General features: G+C 44.9%; 15 protein-coding genes. 1 reads left to right on the top strand and 14 read right to left on the bottom strand.

Translation table 11 applies throughout. The annotated features are described in order from the left end of the window. Positions 1-42: 42 nt before the first annotated feature. From J8Z22_RS06080 to J8Z22_RS06025, 12 genes are all read right to left on the bottom strand, one after another. Positions 43-621, bottom strand: coding sequence for an acyltransferase (locus J8Z22_RS06080; RefSeq protein ID WP_252009432.1), 579 nt, complete (start codon positions 619-621; stop codon positions 43-45). A gap of 14 nt (positions 622-635) precedes the next feature. After that, on the bottom strand, positions 636-1,796 hold the full coding sequence (locus J8Z22_RS06075; RefSeq protein ID WP_371878104.1) for a DegT/DnrJ/EryC1/StrS family aminotransferase: 1,161 nt from the start codon (positions 1,794-1,796) through the stop codon (positions 636-638). Beyond that, positions 1,744-2,688, bottom strand: a complete 945-nt coding sequence (locus J8Z22_RS06070) for a GNAT family N-acetyltransferase (RefSeq protein WP_252009429.1) — start codon at positions 2,686-2,688, stop codon at positions 1,744-1,746. Before J8Z22_RS06070 ends, J8Z22_RS06075 begins: the two co-directional genes overlap by 53 nt. After that, positions 2,685-3,512, bottom strand: coding sequence for a methionyl-tRNA formyltransferase (locus J8Z22_RS06065; RefSeq protein WP_252009427.1), 828 nt, complete (start codon positions 3,510-3,512; stop codon positions 2,685-2,687). Before J8Z22_RS06065 ends, J8Z22_RS06070 begins: the two co-directional genes overlap by 4 nt. Next, positions 3,509-3,907, bottom strand: a complete 399-nt coding sequence (locus J8Z22_RS06060; RefSeq protein ID WP_252009425.1) for an FdtA/QdtA family cupin domain-containing protein — start codon at positions 3,905-3,907, stop codon at positions 3,509-3,511. The genes J8Z22_RS06065 and J8Z22_RS06060 overlap by 4 nt, the downstream gene beginning before the upstream one ends. Further along, positions 3,894-4,775 (bottom strand): glucose-1-phosphate thymidylyltransferase RfbA, encoded by an 882-nt coding sequence (gene rfbA / locus J8Z22_RS06055; RefSeq protein ID WP_252009421.1) that lies wholly within the window; start codon positions 4,773-4,775, stop codon positions 3,894-3,896. Before rfbA ends, J8Z22_RS06060 begins: the two co-directional genes overlap by 14 nt. Then, positions 4,775-5,839, bottom strand: coding sequence for a dTDP-glucose 4,6-dehydratase (gene rfbB / locus J8Z22_RS06050; protein ID WP_252009418.1), 1,065 nt, complete (start codon positions 5,837-5,839; stop codon positions 4,775-4,777). Before rfbB ends, rfbA begins: the two co-directional genes overlap by 1 nt. 59 nt (positions 5,840-5,898) lie before the next feature. Beyond that, positions 5,899-6,951 carry a UDP-N-acetylglucosamine--undecaprenyl-phosphate N-acetylglucosaminephosphotransferase gene (gene wecA, locus J8Z22_RS06045; protein ID WP_252009415.1) on the bottom strand — a complete coding sequence of 351 codons (1,053 nt, stop codon included), beginning with the start codon at positions 6,949-6,951 and terminating at the stop codon, positions 5,899-5,901. A 34-nt stretch (positions 6,952-6,985) separates the two neighbouring features. Then, entirely contained in the window at positions 6,986-7,957 is a 972-nt protein-coding gene (locus J8Z22_RS06040; RefSeq protein ID WP_252009412.1) for a Wzz/FepE/Etk N-terminal domain-containing protein, read from the bottom strand. A 104-nt stretch (positions 7,958-8,061) separates the two neighbouring features. Continuing rightward, the gene (locus J8Z22_RS06035) at positions 8,062-10,779 is read right to left on the bottom strand and encodes an SLBB domain-containing protein (RefSeq protein WP_252009410.1); all 2,718 of its coding nucleotides are present in this window, start codon (positions 10,777-10,779) and stop codon (positions 8,062-8,064) included. Positions 10,780-11,113: 334 nt separating this feature from the next. Next, positions 11,114-11,626 (bottom strand): transcription termination/antitermination NusG family protein, encoded by a 513-nt coding sequence (locus tag J8Z22_RS06030; protein ID WP_028113266.1) that lies wholly within the window; start codon positions 11,624-11,626, stop codon positions 11,114-11,116. Positions 11,627-11,960: 334 nt separating this feature from the next. Further along, on the bottom strand, positions 11,961-12,455 hold the full coding sequence (locus J8Z22_RS06025; protein WP_169629259.1) for a transcription termination/antitermination NusG family protein: 495 nt from the start codon (positions 12,453-12,455) through the stop codon (positions 11,961-11,963). Positions 12,456-12,954: 499 nt separating this feature from the next. Here J8Z22_RS06025 and J8Z22_RS06020 point away from each other — a divergent pair, with 499 nt between their 5' ends. Then, positions 12,955-14,421 carry a peptide MFS transporter gene (locus J8Z22_RS06020; protein ID WP_028113264.1) on the top strand — a complete coding sequence of 489 codons (1,467 nt, stop codon included), beginning with the start codon at positions 12,955-12,957 and terminating at the stop codon, positions 14,419-14,421. 1,688 nt (positions 14,422-16,109) lie between these two features. Here J8Z22_RS06020 and J8Z22_RS06015 read toward each other — a convergent pair. Together J8Z22_RS06015 and J8Z22_RS06010 are read right to left on the bottom strand one after the other, a co-directional pair. Beyond that, entirely contained in the window at positions 16,110-17,186 is a 1,077-nt protein-coding gene (locus J8Z22_RS06015; RefSeq protein WP_252009394.1) for a response regulator, read from the bottom strand. A gap of 134 nt (positions 17,187-17,320) precedes the next feature. Beyond that, positions 17,321-18,043 (bottom strand): VacJ family lipoprotein, encoded by a 723-nt coding sequence (locus J8Z22_RS06010; RefSeq protein WP_245595594.1) that lies wholly within the window; start codon positions 18,041-18,043, stop codon positions 17,321-17,323. Between the last annotated feature and the right edge of the window lie 262 nt (positions 18,044-18,305).

Here is an 18,305-nt window from a genome sequence, read left to right as displayed (position 1 = left end):
TTAAGGTGGCAAATAGCGACAGAATTGAAGTCCGAAAGATATTCATAAGGTACCAATGAGTTTAGCTGGGTTACCAGCTATTATACTGTTCTCCTTGCAACTTTTAGTTACAACTGAACCTGCCGATATTATAGAATTCTCCCCAATCGTAACTCCTTTTAAAATTCTCACGCCATTCCCTATAAAAACGTTATTCTTGATTATAATGTCTTTGGATTTTATAGTTTTCGGAGAGAACCTGTTGGATGGGTTAAGGTCGTGAAAATCAGAGCTAATTAGTTCAACCGATCTTCCGACCAAACAGTCACTCCCAAGTTCAATTTTTGATTGAAATGCTACAATAGACAATGAGTTATTAAACTTACAATTCTCTCCTATCACAACTCGACTAGAACTATCTCTTGCTTCTATATATGAATAACTACTAAAAAATTCCGGACTTGATTCAACCCCGAAACTAACATTCTCAGAAACTTTTATTTTACCAACACCTTTAAAAATAACAGGTTGCTCGCAACATCTAAATGGTATTCCAACATCGCTAAGTAAATGATAGAGTATGACCCTTAATCTAGAATAGAGTTTGCACAGAGCTCTAGAAACGAAGTATTTTATTCTCACAGGCTATTTCTCAGTTATTCACTAGAATCTAAAACATAGCTATTTACTACAGATATAACTTTATCTACTTCAAAACTATCCATTGTAGGGTCTAGCGGTAGAGACAGCACTTCAGCGTGAATCTTGTCAGTTAACGGTAAGCTCAAATTGTTGTAGTCTTTATACGCTTCTTGTCTGTGTGGAGGGAGAGGATAGTGAATTAGGTTTTGAATGCCGTTCTTATTAAGATGGCTTGCAAAATCTTCCCTATCTTTAACTCTAATAACAAAGAGATGCCATACATGCCCTAGTTCATCATCAACATAAGGCAGTTCGATAGCTTTGTTTTTTATCTGCATCAAGTATTTTTTAGCGATTCTTCTGCGCTTATCAGACTCTTTGTTCAGATAATCTAACTTTACGTTTAAAAATGCTGCCTGCATCTCGTCTAAACGGCTATTTACTCCCTGATACTTATTTACATATTTGACTTCTGAACCATAGTTTCCAAGGGTTCTAACTATTTTTGCTAGCTCTTTGGAATCCGTAACGACTGCACCAGCATCCCCCAGGGCTCCTAGATTTTTCCCTGGATAAAAACTAAATGCTGAAGCATGTCCCCATGAGCCACACCTCTTACCTTCAATTTCTGCTCCATGCGATTGAGCGCAATCTTCTAAGACCATTAGACCTTTGCTATTTGCGTAAGCCATAATCTCCTTCATCGGAGATATTTGTCCATAAAGATGAACAGGAAGAATAACTTTCGTCTTCTCTGTATACACGGCCTCGATTGACTTAATATCGAGATTATATGTCTTGCTATTCGGTTCTGCAAAGACTGGCACTAGACCATTCTCAGATATCGCTAATACAGAAGCAATATAAGTATTCGCAGGAACAATAACTTCGTCGCCCTTTTTCACGACTCCCATCTCAATCCAAGCTTTTAATACAAGTGTTAAAGCATCTAGGCCATTAGCAACACCTACAGCCTCTTTTGCCCCACAAAACTCAGCAAATCGGCTTTCGAAGGACTTAAGCTCTTGTCCCATAATGTACCAACCAGAGTCAATCACTCTACTTGCTGCATTAAGTAAATCGTCCCGATATTGACTATTAATTCTTTTTAAATCTAAAAATTTAACCATCTTGCAATACCAATTCATAAAAATCGTGACAAACAGCTCTACCACCGAACCCCTCTTTTTGAGAAATTAGGCCTTTATTCAAAAACATACCATTATCTTCAGTAGATATTCCGAAGCTAAAGTATTTTCTATCGGAATAAACTTTTTCAATTAGATGCATCAAAATCATATCTAATGCGCCAACTTCTCGACCCAGTTCACTTGAAGCTAAATATTGAGTATGAGCAACATCGCCCAATTCATAAACAATCGTTCCAGCGACCAATTTTTCATCATGTTTTGCTACATACAGCTTTATTTTTTCTTTAAATCTAGAGTGAAGCAGTTCTAACTCATCGACACTATGAACTGGGCTAGCCTTAAATTTAGACAGAACTTCAGTTAATAAAAGATGATAGCCCTCGAAGTCGGAACTTTCTTCGATTGTCACGCCACTTTTAATCGCCTTTTTAACAGACCTCTTTCTCAAACTACTTGTCTTAGGAAGATCCTCTCTAAAATCAATAACGGTTGAAACATCCCTCCTATATAATTTAAATCCAAGCTTATAGATGGCATATAAATCTTCTTGAGATGGATATTTATGAAATATATAAGGGATTGCTTTATATAGAATTCTATTTATACCTTCCTCTCGATACTTTGATACTATAGAAGACATAATGTCTTCTACCATTTCAACTTTCAGATCATTACCATATATCAACCCTGAATATGTTAACCCCTGATGAGAGACGATTGTGTTATCTACCTTACATGCGGGAAAGACAGCAACTGGTTTATTTTTAATATAAATAATAAGAGAATGGTCTTCAAAGCGATCATAGTGATAAGTCCAATAATCAACCAAATGCAAAAAGTTTCCATTTTTAGATTTGCTTACAACTAAATCCCAATCTTTATTTAGAGATTCTGAAAATGAAACCAATTCAATCATTTTAATCTTTGCCCAATTTTCAATATGTCGTTAGGATTAAATTTCTTACAGTCAATTTCTAAACGTTTTACTATTAGAAGGCCGTCTTTTATCTTAATCCAAGCACCATTTTCATCCAGGTTTACTACGCGTCCAATAGTACATTTATATGTTCTTTTTTTTAACTCATAATCAGTGACCTCGAACCTCTTTCCCTCGACCTCTATCATTGGAAGGGGATACGGCCTAACCAACGCCCTAAATAATAGAGAGATTTCATGAACTGTTTCGTTATAATCAATTAGGCAATCATCTAAATTTCGCCTTGGAACCCAGGTCGCTTCCTCAAAATTTTGAACAGTTTCTACAATCTCACCATTAATATATGATTTTACAACACCACCGAGATTATTTAGTACGATAGCATTGCAATACTCCATCACTTCCTTGGCATTCTTCGTATTATCACTGAACGAAAACTGTTTGATGATCGGACCATTATCAATATTCTTGTCCATCAAATGAACTGTTACACCAAAATCTTCTTCACCATTAAGAATCCCCCAAACAACCGAGTGAAGCCCTCGGTATTTTGGAAGTAAAGAATAATGAATATTAATATATTTTTTCTTTTTCAACTCATACTCAGAAACAACTTTCTGATAACCTGCACAGACCACATATTCTGATTCAGCGCAATTGAGATCATTAATAGCTACATCACAGTCCCTTATTAATTTCGAGACATTAATATCAGTTGAATATATTTCTATTCTATTAAATTCCTTTTGTAATGACTCTAGAGCAGCTACAGCCCCCCAACCATTACCGGCTAGGCATATCATTTAATCAACTCCAAAAACTCATCATAAGAGCGAATATAGTCTTTTTCATCATAGTGCTCACTAGCTAAAACTAGCAATACACAATCATGACTAAAGTCAAACATTTCATGCCACTCAAAAGGACCAATGACCAATCCTTCTGCTGGATTATCCAACAATACTGTCTCTTTTACTTTCCCATTGTCCATTTTGATTTTGCACTGCCCACTGACACAGACTGCAAACTGTTTCAACTCACGGTGCGCATGAAAACCCCTTGGGGTTTTTTCGTCTAAAGAGTAAATATAGTAAGCCCTCTTAAATTCAAAGGGAATACTATTTTTCGACTCTATGGCTACGAGATTTCCTCTAAGGTCTCCTATCTTATTTAGCTGAATTTTATTAAATGTACTCACTTTTATTCCTCACTAAATCAGACAAATACCTACCATATGTATTCTTCGACATTAATTGGGCTTGCCGCATAACCTCTTCATCACTCAACCAACCATTTCGCCAACTAATTTCCTCAAGACAGGCAATTTTGTACCCTTGTCGCCTTTCAATAGTTTCAACAAAATTTGCGGCTTCAAGCAAGCTATCGTGGGTTCCGCTATCTAACCAAGCAAAACCTCTACCAAGCATTTCAACCTTGAGTTCTCCTTTCTCAAGATATGCTCTATTTACACAAGTAATTTCTAACTCACCACGTTCTGAAGGCTTTACGTTTTTCGCAATTTCAACGACACTATTGTCATAAAAGTATAATCCAGTAACAGCCAGATCTGATTTGGGCTTTACAGGTTTTTCTTCTAACGAAACAGCTCGATTAAACTTATCAACCTCTACGACACCGAACCTCTCAGGATCTTGAACTCTATATCCAAATATTGTAGCTCCAGACTTATTTTTAGCTGCCTCAATAAGCCTCGGTGAAAAACCTTGCCCCCAGAATATGTTATCACCTAAAATAAGACATACATCATCATCGCCAATAAAATCCTCGCCAATTAGAAAGGCTTGAGCCAAACCATCTGGGCTTTTCTGAATTTTGTACTTCAAATTGATTCCAAAGTCACTACCATTACCTAGTAATCGTTTAAAACCGTCCTGATCTTCTTCTGTGGTTATTAATAATATTTCTCTTATGCCTGCTAACATCAAAACAGAAAGCGGATAAAATATCATCGGCTTGTCATATACAGGCAACAATTGCTTAGATACACCTTTAGTTATAGGGTAAAGTCTTGTTCCAGAACCGCCGGCCAGAATAATTCCTTTCATTAACTGTTCCTACCTAAACGAGTTGTATTATATGATCCGTTCAAAATTCTTTTCCACCAACTCTCATTATTTAGGAACCAAATAACAGTTTTTCTCAATCCAGTTTCAAAAGTCTCACTAGGTTGCCAATTTAGTTCATTGGATATCTTAGTGGCATCGATAGCATATCTAAGATCATGACCTGGTCTATCCTCAACAAATTTGATTAGCTCTTTATAAGAACTCATTCCATCAAGTTTATTAGGAACCAACTCATCTAAAATGTCACAAATAGCTGTTACAACATCGATATTTTTTTTCTCATTATGTCCACCGATGTTATAGGTCTCTCCCACATTACCTTTTGTCAATACTTGATACAATGCGCTTGCATGATCCTCAACAAAGAGCCAATCTCTAATTTGACCTCCATCTCCGTAAACAGGAAGTTCTTTCCCGTCAATCGCATTTAAAATTATTAATGGGATCAATTTTTCAGGAAAATGATAGGGCCCGTAATTATTCGAACAATTAGTAATTATAGTAGGCAGACCGTATGTTCTTTTCCATGCTTTTACAAGATGATCTGAAGATGCTTTAGACGCTGAGTAAGGACTGCTAGGATCATATGCAGTTTCCTCAGTAAATAAACCATCACAAAAACCTAAATCACCATAAACTTCATCAGTAGAAATATGGTGAAATCTAAATTGGTTTTTATCGATTTCTCCCAATTGATTCCAATATTCCTTACAGACTTCTAATAGAGTGTAAGTGCCAATAATATTTGTTTCAATAAAATCAGCAGGGCCATCAATAGAACGGTCTACATGACTTTCAGCCGCGAGGTGCATGATTGCATCTGGCTTTTTTTCAAAAATTATTCTTTTTAAATTTTCACGGTCACAAATATCAATTTGTTCAAAATAGTAACGATCAGAATCATCAATCGAAGCTAAAGACTCTAGATTACCTGCATATGTGAGTTTATCAACATTAATAACAGAGTCATTAGTGTGATTTATAATATATCTAATTACTGCTGATCCAATAAAGCCAGCACCACCCGTCACAAGAATTTTCAATTTATACCTCTAATAATATATTCATCGGTCAGTGACCCAATACTATTAATTAAATCTATTCAAATCTGTCTTTTTGACCTTATCCAGGTAACAACTTTCCAGATATTTAATATTGCTTTACTGTACGCCATGAATAGAAATATAAAAAATAGAAACATAATCCATTCAGGTATACTGGCGATTTCCCCAATAATTCCAAATATAACTATGAGCGCCGATATTAATGTAATAGTAAAAAGAGATTGATTAGAGCTGAGCCCCGCCCTCATACAAATATGGTGTAAATGGTCTCTATCCGGCTTGAACGGACTCTGCCCTTTTCGAACTCGCCTAATCATAATTGCAGCCATGTCCATCAGCGGAAGAGCTATTATCCACAAGGCTGTCACTGGTCGAAATGCAGGAGTAGAACCTTGAGAGCCAAGAACCAATAGCCAAACGATGGTAAGCCCAATGAGCATAGAACCTGCGTCACCCATAAATATTTTATTTACTCTTTTTGAAGGCCACCCTAGGTTGAACATCAAATATGCTAAAATTGCAGATATAAATAGTATTGGTATAACCCAAAAAATGCTATTACCTAAGATAAATAGGATTACTAAACCTGAGAATGAAACAATACTTAACATCCCAGCGAGACCATCAATGCCATCTACCATGTTAAACGCATTAATAGCACCAATAACGGCGACAATTGTAACTAAAATTCCAAGGTGTCCCAAACTAAATTCAAAAAATCCGAATATACCACCTAGTGTCTCCAAATATAGGTCAGCTCCAAAGATCATAATACAAGCTGAAAGTGATTGAACCGCCATTCTATATGAGACAGGTAGGTCATTTCTATCATCCAATACACCTAACAATAGTATTATTGCTGAAGATAATAGATATAAATTTATTAGTGTACTGTTTGGAATAAATATTTTCATCGCTGTCATAACACCAATGAAAATTGAAATACCGCCAACTAAAGGAATAGCACCTTGATGGTGCTTTCTCTCGTTAGGCTTATCGACCAAGCCTGTTCGATAAGCAATCGGCTTGGCTAGCCTTATAGATAAGAATGATGCGAAAAATGCCCATAATGTAGCTGCAAAGACTTCCATTAACATAGCCTATAAATAAGTGGTCTAATTAACTCTACTTAGAACCATTATAAAAATGACGGAACACTACTAAGCAGACACCTAATATAAATCCAATAAATGTACCAAACACACAGATTATTGCGCGCTTTGGTTTTAATTTCTTTTCAGGAATAACCGCCATATCAATTGTTTTAAAGATGTATTCGTCCCGAATCTCAGCAAACATTTTCGTTTTACTTTGCTCTTCGATAAGTTGATATAAAACGGATTTCATGTCAGCTACGACTGTATGCCTCAATTGTTCTTTGAGATATTTAATGCTTTTGTCAGCTTCCGACAAATCCCGCATTCTCATCTCATCATTAATATCTGAAATTATCCAATCTACCCAATTCTTTGCTAATGTAGGAGACAGAAAATCTATTGATACTCGAACCATCCCAGTGTTTTTATCAACACTTACAGACATTATCTCCAACATCTTTTCTATTGCTTCCTGAGCTGTTGGCTCCGATGTTCGATTTATTGTTGCCTCTCTGATCCAGCTTTCGTTTTTTTCATCATATATACTAGGATCAAGTAATACTCTATTAGTGACTTCATCCCAGCCATTGCCAGCCATCAAAGGAATTAGAATATCATGCCTATAGATAAATTTTGATAGGAAATTTCTTGACCTTAAAACCTCTATAGACAGAGTGACCTTATCAATGTTTCCGCTAGAATTTAAGTTTATTCCAGCCATAGCGGCTAACCCGCCAAACTGGCCCGCAATTGAAGGAATACCTGAATTCTGCTCAGAAGATGCTGGCGATAACAACACTTCTGATCTATATATATTTGGTAAATTCAGAGATATTGTAATTGCAATAATCGCTGATAAAAAGGTAATTATTAAAACTATGTACTTTCCAGACCAAATGGCATTTAAAACTTCTTTTAAGTCAATTTCATCATTTCTCTCTATATCGGTACAGTTGCTATCTGTACTAAACCGAGCGTCCTTTAAAGTTTTGTTTACCATTAAAGTTATCCTAATATGAGACTAACATTTTTAGTTCTAACAATATTCAATTCAATGTCAATAAAATTAGAACAGTTAGTATTAATTTTATTTAGTCACACAAGTCACAATATATTTAGAGCTGATAAAGCAACTGCGGAATTATAAATGATGTTAGTCACCTGACTCCAAAGCGTTAAGTTATCTTTGTAGTTAGTATCCAAAGGTACAATCACTGTATCACCTGGTTTCAGTGACTGTTTACCACCGAACCAGTAGGAGTTTTCTGGGAGCATTACCGAACCATCGGCACGCACGACATAGGTTCTTTCGTCATCTGCGCGCTGTGTGGTGTTACCGGACATACGCATGTAGTCTTTGAGGCTTAATGCAGTATCAAAGCGATGGGATGTCGCATGTTGCACTTCGCCCATAACTGCCACCACTTGGCGCATCGGTGGGATATATAGAAGGTCTCCGGCTTCAACATTGAAATTCCGATCAAGCTCCGGGTTCATGATCCCTTCAAGGTCTATCACCAATCGTCCTACCGGCTCAATCTGTTCCAATTGAGTCAACATAGCGTCGGTATCGGCCACCGAAGCAAAGGCGCCTTCTTGAGACAAGGTGCGATTTGCAATCTCTTTTCTAAGAGAGGCAGTAACTCGCTTAATCTCCAGCGCTTCCTGCTTTTTCATTGATTCGCGGGTAAACACAGCGCCATACAGGTAAGCATACTCGGTAAAGCCTCCCGCACGCTCCACCACATCTGCCAAGGTTTCGCCACGCTGAATGATGTAGGTGCCAGGGAATTTCACTTCACCACGAATCTCAATGGTTTCATTAGCGGCCCACGCAGGCTTGGTCAGCACGTTCAAGCGGTCTTTACTGACAAGGTTCAGGTTCTGATCCTGATCCCCGTCCATCGCTTTGGTCAGATCCACATTCCAATGCTCGATGCGCATACCCTGAACATTGTCGTAGTAGGTGCGAGATAACTCAGCATTGAGTAGATAGGCACTCTCTTTAAGCCCACCGGCAAGCGCCACCAGGTCCATAACCTTGGCGCCGTTTATTAGCGGGTAGTTATCCGGGTAACGAACGTCACCGGTAACGCTCACTTGCGCAGAGCGGGTCTGAGAACGGGACTGAGACTGGAGTTTTGCCATTACCGGGAACAGCAACTCACGGCGGCTCATTTGATCAGATAGATTAATTAACTCTGGATGATTAAACAGCCCCAAGAGCATAAGATTGGCCAGTGCCAGATCCTTCTCTTTATCCACGCTAGCAGATTCAGTAACCGCGACACCAGCCACAGAGCTCATGTGCTTTTTATCGCTAATCTGTTTCAGCTCTTGATCTTCAAGTTGCTGGCTGTTCTTTTCTGCCAAGTATTGGAGAGTCTGATCGCTCTTTACTTTGTTGAAGAACTTACCCAGTTTACGGCGATCCAGTGCTTCATCGCGGTCGGCAAAGACAATGAGCTTATCATTGGCGTTCAGAGCTAAATCGTCGGCGCCGCCTTTGGCTGTAATCGCCTGCAGCAGATCAAAACCTTTTACCTCAATGTCACCATTGATACTGGTCTGCCGAACCACCAAGGCCATATTGGTATCGCTGTTCCAGGTCAGATCGGCTTTTACCGAACTTAGAACGTCGCTAATGCGAATTCCAGGGTACCACTGGTACTGACCAGGGCGGTTTACCTGGCCAATCAGAGTAATCGAGCCAATATATTCATTGGAGGTAGAACGCACCACCAGCTCATCGCCGCCTTTGGCCTTAAGAGACTGGCCTTGCTTACCGGTAAGGTCTACTTTCAGCACCTCTTTCAGGTAGTTACTTCCATAACGCTCAACAATGGAAGCAGCTGGGTAAGCACCGGGCTTAACCCCGCCGGCCATGGCAACCACCTGCGCCATAGTCTCGGTGCCTTTCAGCTCATAGATGGCCGGGCGCAGCACCTCACCAGTGACCGCAATGGTTTCCCCCACCGGTGGCACGAATACTACGTCGCCAGACTGAAGACGCACGTCATTGGACGCATCGCCCTTCATCAGCAAATCGTACACATCAAAGGTTGCCACTAGGGTTCCGGCGCGCTTTACCTGAATATTGCGCAACGAGCCAATAGTTTTAAGGCCCCCCGCCACAAACAGCGCTTGAGATACGGTAGACAGACTGCTGACGGTGTAAGAACCGGGGTTATAGGCATCACCGGCCACGAAGATACGAACGGAGCGAAGCTCACCCATGCTGACATGAGCGGTCTGGCCAATCATCTTTTCGGCAACCACGGACTTGATTGCCTGCTGCAATTCGCCATAACTCATGCCAATTACAGTGATGGGCTCCATGCCTGGTACATGGATGTTACCGAGGCGATCCACACTCAGCTGAAAGCTCTTGCTCTCTTTGCCATACAACTGAACGTTAATGGTATCGCCGGGACCGATGCGGTAATCCGCCGGCACCGGAATGTCGGAAACCGGGGCAAAAGTGGTCGGCTGGCCAGCAAACAACTCGTAGCCAAACGGCTTTAAGCCTTTGACCGGCGCCACACCGTGCACCTCAGCTTTAGGTTGAGGAGTGACCTCTCTGGGGGTAACCACCGGCGTTTCTGGCTGGGCAATTGGCTGGGAAGTGGTGACTGCACCACCAAGCATGGAGGGATCGATGCCATACTGCTGCGCCAAGCGGCGCTGTTCAGCAAGGGGCAACTGCTTAAACTGGTCCATCATCTGAGGGGTGACTGAGACCGCAGCAGCCTGAAAGGCGCTGGCTGACATCACCAGGCAAAACAGTGACGTTTTAAGTGTATTAATTAATGAGCGTTTCATGTGTCCGTATCTGAATAACGTACTGCTGGCTTCATTGCGAAGTCCGCAGTCAATGATGAGAGAGCGAGTTGGCGGGAGCCAGTCGCTTACTGTCCCAAACCTGATACCAAAGGCAGCACAGGCACCCCAGAATTGTTGCGCAATCGCGCCGTTCAAAAAAGCACCAACAGTTAGCAATCGCTAACCAGCAAATCATTGTTTTAATTTAAAAAACAAATAAGAGAGAGTTTTCTTTAGATATAGCTCCGCCCATACATTCTGGCTAGTCAATACCACTAAAGAACCCAATTGTAGAAAAGCAAAGGCGGCTATGCCCACCGCAAAATAAAGCGGTTTACGCGAAGCGATCACCAATAGCCAGGTCGTTCAAGTTGGCTTCCACCATCTGAACCTGACCCAGCAATTCCAGCAGCAGTTTACAGCGTTTACGGCCGACAGTCTCATGGAATATGGCCTCGACCCTTGCAAACGGTCCCTCTTTAATCTGTACCCGCATCCCGGTTGAAAACTGAGGTTGATTCAACTCGGAAACTTCAGTCTCGATTTGGCTACAGCGCTTACGCAGTGCCCGTACCAGCGACAACTCCACCGGCAGCACTTCGCCGCAGGTCTTGATGATCTGGGAGGCTCCAGACAAAGAGAGGATGTTACGAACCGATTCCTGATAGGGGTCGAACCGAATAAACAGATACCCGGGAAACAGCGGCGTAGAAGCAGCTTCGGGCTTTCCGGGTTTACAAGGAGGAGTAAATACAGGTACAAACACCTGATAACCACGACATTCCAACTGTTGTTGCAGCTGTAACTCGGCGCGAGGTTTACTGCGAAAAAGATACCATCCCAACATGATTATTTGCTAACGCCCGCGCTATCAATCGAACTCAATTCAGCGTCGATACTATCAAGAGATTTCGGGCGTGTCCGCTTCAATTTTTGGTTTAACAGCATACTTTTTCAATCCATCAACAAAATGAAACACAGCAGTTCCCAACTACTCAAAAATCCCAACTCAGAACCAATGAATTACATTGGCGGTTAAATTAGGAACGTCTAATCGGTTATTCACCGATATACCACTACGACATTTCATTTTGTTATCTTTCTATAAGCGTAGCTAACCACGCCGTCCACATAATGTCGAGCATGGGTACAACATTCAATCACTTATCTGTAAGCCTTTGTCAGCGCTCCAGCGCCGTCAGTGGCACATCGATAAGTTGTTCCTGGTTAATGAGGGTAATTAATAGGCGACAACGCTTATCATCGGCCATCTCATGAAACAGGGCCTCTATTTGGTTGAAGGCACCGTAACTGAATCGTACGGCCTCTCCCACCTTGGGCACACTATCCTCTATGTCCAGCACCAACTCCGGGTTAGCCTGGCATCGCCGACGCAGCGATACCACCAAAGCCAACTCTACCGGACGTATTTCTCCGGTAGTGCGAATAATGTCAATCATGCCAAACAGCTTCAATACGGGCGCAAACGAGGCACGATAGGGATCCAGCCGAATAAACAGATATCCAGGAAACAAAGGCGACATAATAGCAGAATCGTGCGGGCGACTGCGTTTCAGCACTTGTGGCAAAAAGGTGCTGTACCCCATTGCCTCCACTTGCTTTGAAACGGTCTGTTCGGCGCGGGCTCGAACTCTAAATAGATACCATTGGAGCATAAACGGTCCTTGTCTACTCAGGTGCATCATTGTCCGAAGGGCATTCCTTGTCGCTTCGGGAAGGGGCCAGAAAGAACTAGCCCAGACAAACCATTCTGCCACGCTTACCGGTGCAATCCCAGCAAAAAAAGCGGAAGTGAGAGCATGCTCAATTAAGTGTTTATAGCCATATCGATATGCCAACATTGCTGAATGACATTTCCTGACACACTCCCATTACGCAGACAACGGTTTCTGGCTTCCTTACCAGATTCAACATCTTCAGCAAGCTGAAATCAAATTCACCAGTTATTTGTCCCTGCAAACGCTCTCAATTTCAGCAACTATCGCCCTTCAAAGCCGCAGCAAATAAGGCTTCCACATTGACTTAACGGGTTAAGAAAGTGTATACAAGTGCATCCCTCCGCTTCTGAACAATCATTACACTGGTGGGGCGCCTGATAATCCGCAAAGGAAACGGGCTTTTTCTGTTTAAAATGCAAAGAAGGTTACATACTCAATGAGCGCAGCGAAACCGCAAGCCGGAACGATGCTGGGACACCCTAAGGGCCTGTTCCTGCTCTTCACCACAGAGCTCTGGGAACGTTTTAGCTACTACGCTATGCGTGCCATCCTGGTGCTATACCTCGTCGACCAAGTTAGCAACCAGGGCGGTCATGGCCTGGGTTGGACTCAAGCCGATGCCCTCTCCCTGTATGGTACCTTTACCGGTCTGGTTTACCTGACACCGCTTATCGGTGGCTGGTTGGCCGATAACTACCTGGGCCAACGTAAGGCTATCTACCTGGGCGGTGCCTTGATGGCAGCCGGTCAGTTTATGCTGGGTACACCACACGCGTGGGTTCCTGGTATGGAAACCGAGATGTTTTACCTGGGCCTGGGTACCCTGATTCTGGGTAATGGTCTGTTTAAGCCAAACATCTCCACCATGGTGGGTGACCTGTATGAAGAAGGCGATCACCGCCGTGATGGTGCTTTCACTATCTTCTACATGGGCATCAACGTCGGTGCATTCCTGTCTGGTATCATCGTAGGCTCCGTTGTTGAAGCCTATGACGGTAACTTCCAGGCCGGCTTTATCTGCGCCGGTATCGGTATGGTCATCTCCCTGATCATCCAGTTCCTGTTTGCTCAGCGTCTGCTGGGTGACATCGGTACCGTTCCTGCCGCCAAGCTGGAAAAGCAGCAGGCGACTGAAGCTCGTAAAGAGCCACTGACCAAAGTTGAGCGTGATCGCATCAAGGTGATCATGGTGATGGGTCTGTTTACCATCGTATTCTGGGCAGGCTTCGAGCAAGCCGGTGGTCTGATGAACCTGTTCACCAACGACTTTACCGACCGTATGATCGGTAACTGGGAAGTTCCGACTACCTGGTTCCAGTCTCTGAACGCCATGTTCATTGTTATCTTTGCCCCGGTTATTGCGTCCATCTGGGTTCGCATGGGCGACCGTGAGCCGACTTCACCCGTGAAGTTTGCTTTGGGTCTTATCCTGCTGGGTATCGGCTTCCTGTTCATGATGGGTGCCGTAATCGAAATGGGTGGCGACGCGAGCGCTAAGTCCTCCATGCTGTGGTTGGTAGGTGCTTACTTCTTCCACACCATGGGTGAGCTGTGTCTGTCTCCAATCGGCCTGTCCATGGTGACCAAGCTGGCTCCGCTGCGTATCGCTTCTCTGATGATGGGTGCCTGGTTCCTGTTTGTTGCGATTGCTAACAAGGTCGGTGGTGTCATCGGTTCCTTCATCGGCCACGGTGGCGAAGCGGAAGAGCAACTGGCTAACGCCATGTCCATCTTCTCCGGTATCGCAATCACCGCCGCCGTTTCCGGTATCATCCTGTACTTCATGGCTGACAAGCTGGTTGACTGGATGCACGGTGCTGAAGACGCTCATCCTAAATCTGAGGAAGAAGCGCTGGAAGAAGAGGTTGCTGTTACCGCGGATCACGAAGGTATCAAAAGCTAACTCTTAAGTTTTGTTTGCAAAAGCCCGGCCACTGAGCCGGGCTTTTTTGTGAGCGTTGGTTGGGGGGGATGTTTTTTTCTTTATCGTCGTGCCCACGCAGGTCGGTACCCAGTGCCTTTGCCCTTTTGTCATTCTTGCGTAGGCGAGAATCCAGTGGCTGTTTCTGCGGTCAAAATCAAAGTCGCTGGGCCCTCGCGTTAACAAGGGCGACACGGTTGATGAGTTGTAGGGCGGCAGGATTAGTGGTTGCCATCTATATCGGGTTCGCAAAGCGTAAACTACGACCTTCCGTCATGCCCGCGGACGCGGGTATCCAGTGGCTTTGCCCTTTTGTCATTCTTGCGTAGGCGAGAATCCAGTGGCTGTATCTACAGTGGAAATCAAAGTCACTGGGCCCTCGCGTGCGCAAGGGAGACGGTGCGAGTGGGGAGAGTTGGTGCTAACTGAGTCGTTATTGAGTTATCGGTAGAGCTCAGTGCTGATCGTTACCCTCGTATCCCAAACATTCCTCTGTCATGCCCGCGGACGCGGATATCTAGTGGCTTTAACTTCGTAAGGTCAAAATCAAAGTCGCTGGGCCCTCGCGTTCGCAAGGGCGACGGTGCAAGTTGGTTAGAATGGTGGAAACCGAGTAGCTCTGCGGTTTCAAAAAAGATCGGTGCTGATCGTTACCCTCGTACCTCAAACATCCCTCCGTCATGCCCGCGTACGCGGGTACCCAGTGGCTGTTTCTACGGTCAAAATCAAAGTCACTGGGCCCTCGCGTTCGCAAGGGCGACACGGTTGGATAGTTGTGCGGACGGCAGGATTAGTGGTCGCCACCTGTATCGGGTTCGCACAGCATAATCTACGACCTTCCGTCGTGCCCGCGTATGCGGGTACCCAGTGGCTGTTTCCAAGTTCAAAACCAAAGTCGCTGGGCCCTCGCGTGCGCAAGGGCGACACGGATGGATAGTTGTACGGACGGCAGGATTAGTGGTCGCCATCTGTATCGGGTTCGCAAAGCGTAATCTACGACCTTCCGTCATGCCCGCGCACGCGGGTATCCAGTGGCTGTTTCCACGGTCAAAGCCAAAGTCGCTGAGCCCTCGCGTGCGCAAGGGCGACGGTGCGAGTGGGGAGGGTTGGTGCTAACTGAGTCGTTTTTGGGGTATCGGCAGAGCTCGATGCTGCTCGTTACCCGCGTACCTCAAACATCCCTCCGTCGTGCCCGCGTATGCGGGTACCCAGTGGCTGTTTCTACGGTCAAAATCAAAGTCACTGGGCCCTCGCGTGCGCAAGGGCGACACGGTTGATGAGTTGTGGGGCGGCAGGATTAGTGGTCGCCATCTGTATCGGGTTCGCAAAGCGTAATCTACGACCTTCCGTCATGCCCGCACACGCGGGTATCCAGTGGCTGTTTCTACGTTCAAAATCAAAGTCACTGGGCCCTCGCGTGCGCAAGGGCGACACGGTTGATGAGTTGTGGGGCGGCAGGATTAGTGGTCGCCATCTTTATCAGCTTCGCACAGCGTAAACTACGACCTTCCGTCATGCCCGCGTATGCGGGTACCCAGTGGCTGTTTCTACGGTCAAAATCAAAGTCGCTGGGCCCTCGCGGGCGCAAGGGCGACGAGAGAGGGGGTATCGCTGGCCCTCGCTTGCGCAAGAGCAAGGGTGCTGGGGCCTTGGCGAATGGGCAGGTTAAATTAGCTGATGGATTCGACCTGAATGTAGGCGCCCTGATGCAGGGTTTCATTGAAGCCGGAAAACTCGTCATTGAGCAGTTTTGGCTTTAGGGCCTTGTCGCCGCCAAACAGTACCAATTGAGTGTCCGGTTCAAGATTTCGAGTGATTGAAGCGCAAACCAGGGGTTTATCGACCAGAGATCTACCGGAACGCAGCATCATGGGGTTGAGATGGTCACCCTGGCGCAAGTAGGCCTTAATCTCACTGCCAACGATTGCCAATGAGATCTCGCGACTTTGACTGTCGTAGGTAAAGAACCCCAACTGAACCGGCACATCCAACCCGGAGTCTGCCACCTCTTTGGCCAGGCTGTTCAGGATAAACTCGGACTTCATGACCAGTTGCTGATCACGCTTACGTCGCCGTCTCAGGCTATTAAGGTAAGTTTGCAGCATCAGGCTGACAAAGGCCGCCTGGTGGTCATCGGCCGGCATATAAGCAATAAAGCCGCCAATGCTATGTTCATTGAGCTCAACATGGCTTACAAACCACTGTGAGATCATCGCTTTACTAAGAACGCTGTAGCGAGCTAGACAACCCGAACGGGCCACCTTGGCCGCCTGAAAGATCAATTGCTGAGACAGCACTGCCACACCCGGATCAGAAAATGCCGTTAAATCGACCTCAGACACCTCTCTTGGCTGCATCCGCCGCCGCTCCATCCCCGGACTAAGAGCATGCTCAATGGCATGCTGCAGTGCGTTGAGATCGGTAATGGGCTTATCGAACGCGGCCATAACAAAGGGGTAGCGACTGCGCGCCTGGGCATTGAGGACATTCTTAGTGGAGATGATGATCACCGGTGGCGGGTTATCGATTTCGCTCATGGCCCGAAGCATGCCCGCGCCATCCATTCCCGGCAGGTGAAGGTCCAGCAGAATAATGTCTGGTCGTCGCCCAAGGATTTTCCCCAATGCCTGACCCGCGGTTTCTGCGCAGTCCACCTGTAATCCAGAGGGCTTTAAAAAACTGACGATTCTGTGGGAGCAGTGTGCCTTACCCTCGATCAACAGGGCCGTTTTAGCGCTAAGATTCATTATTGTTATCCTCGAGCACTTCATCGCGAGTGCTCTGTCCATTGTGCAATAAAAAGTGGCAGACCAACTCGTCTGCCAACTTGCAATGGCTCCCCCCCGACCACCGTGCACCGTGGTCAACGCTCCTCTACTGTCTACTCGATCTCGTCGAGGTACTCCTCCAGCAGGTCGTCGTCTTCTTCCTGGATGGGCGGATTGCCATCATATAGGTTGTATGCAATGTACTGGTAGTAACCCTCTTTTACAAATACATAAGGATCCAGAGAGTTATCCAGTATCGACTCCTGATCAACCAACCTGGCTCGAGTAGACAGTCCATCCAACGCCCAATGGGCTGCCGTCTGCCACAACGCAAAATTGGCGTAAGGAAAATAAAGCTTATCCACGAAGTCACCGACTTCGTCCCGTACCGTGGTGGGGCCAAATACCGGCAGCATGATGTAGGGGCCATCGGCAACGCCCCAGTAACCCAATACTTCGCCGAACTCATCTTGCTTACGTTCCAGCCCCATATTACCGGCCACGTCAAACACACCACCAATTCCCAGGGTGGTGTTTATAACAAACCGCCCAGCCGCATTGGCGGCCCATTTGCCTTTGCCCTGCAACAGGTTGTTCACCGCACTGTAGGGTTCGTCAAAGTTCTTGAGGAAGTTCTCCACTCCCAATTGTGCGCCCGAAGGCACATAATCGATGTACAGATACACCGCCGGACGGAACAGGTACTTGTCGAGAACGTTGTAGTTGAAGTCCCACATTGCCCGGTTAAAGGGTTCCCATGGATCACGGGGATCATGGTAGTCGCTTTCTTGAATCTCAGGCGCGGCCTCTTCGGCCAGCACGACCTGAGGGGCCATCGCTAGCCACAACATGCTGGCAACAGCAGATAAGGGCAAACCCGATTTAAGAAACTTGTTCAATCGTCGATATCCTAAAGGAGGCAAAGTAAAAAAACTTGAGAACCACTTATTGGTTACAATGCGCTCGGGATCTTATTGAATCCTTTACGGAGTTTAGTCGTACATGGCCATAATGCCCACTTCTCCCGTTGGTTCGCCTGCCACGGCGACCGGCGGTCAGTCGCAACCCTTTCAGTGGGCTACGACCCAATCCCACAGT

The organism is Ferrimonas sp. SCSIO 43195 (assembly GCF_023716685.1).
In the GTDB taxonomy this organism is placed as follows: Bacteria; Pseudomonadota; Gammaproteobacteria; order Enterobacterales; family Shewanellaceae; genus Ferrimonas; species Ferrimonas kyonanensis.
Note: the sequence above shows the minus strand (reverse complement) of the source record. Positions and strands in the feature narration are given on the sequence as shown.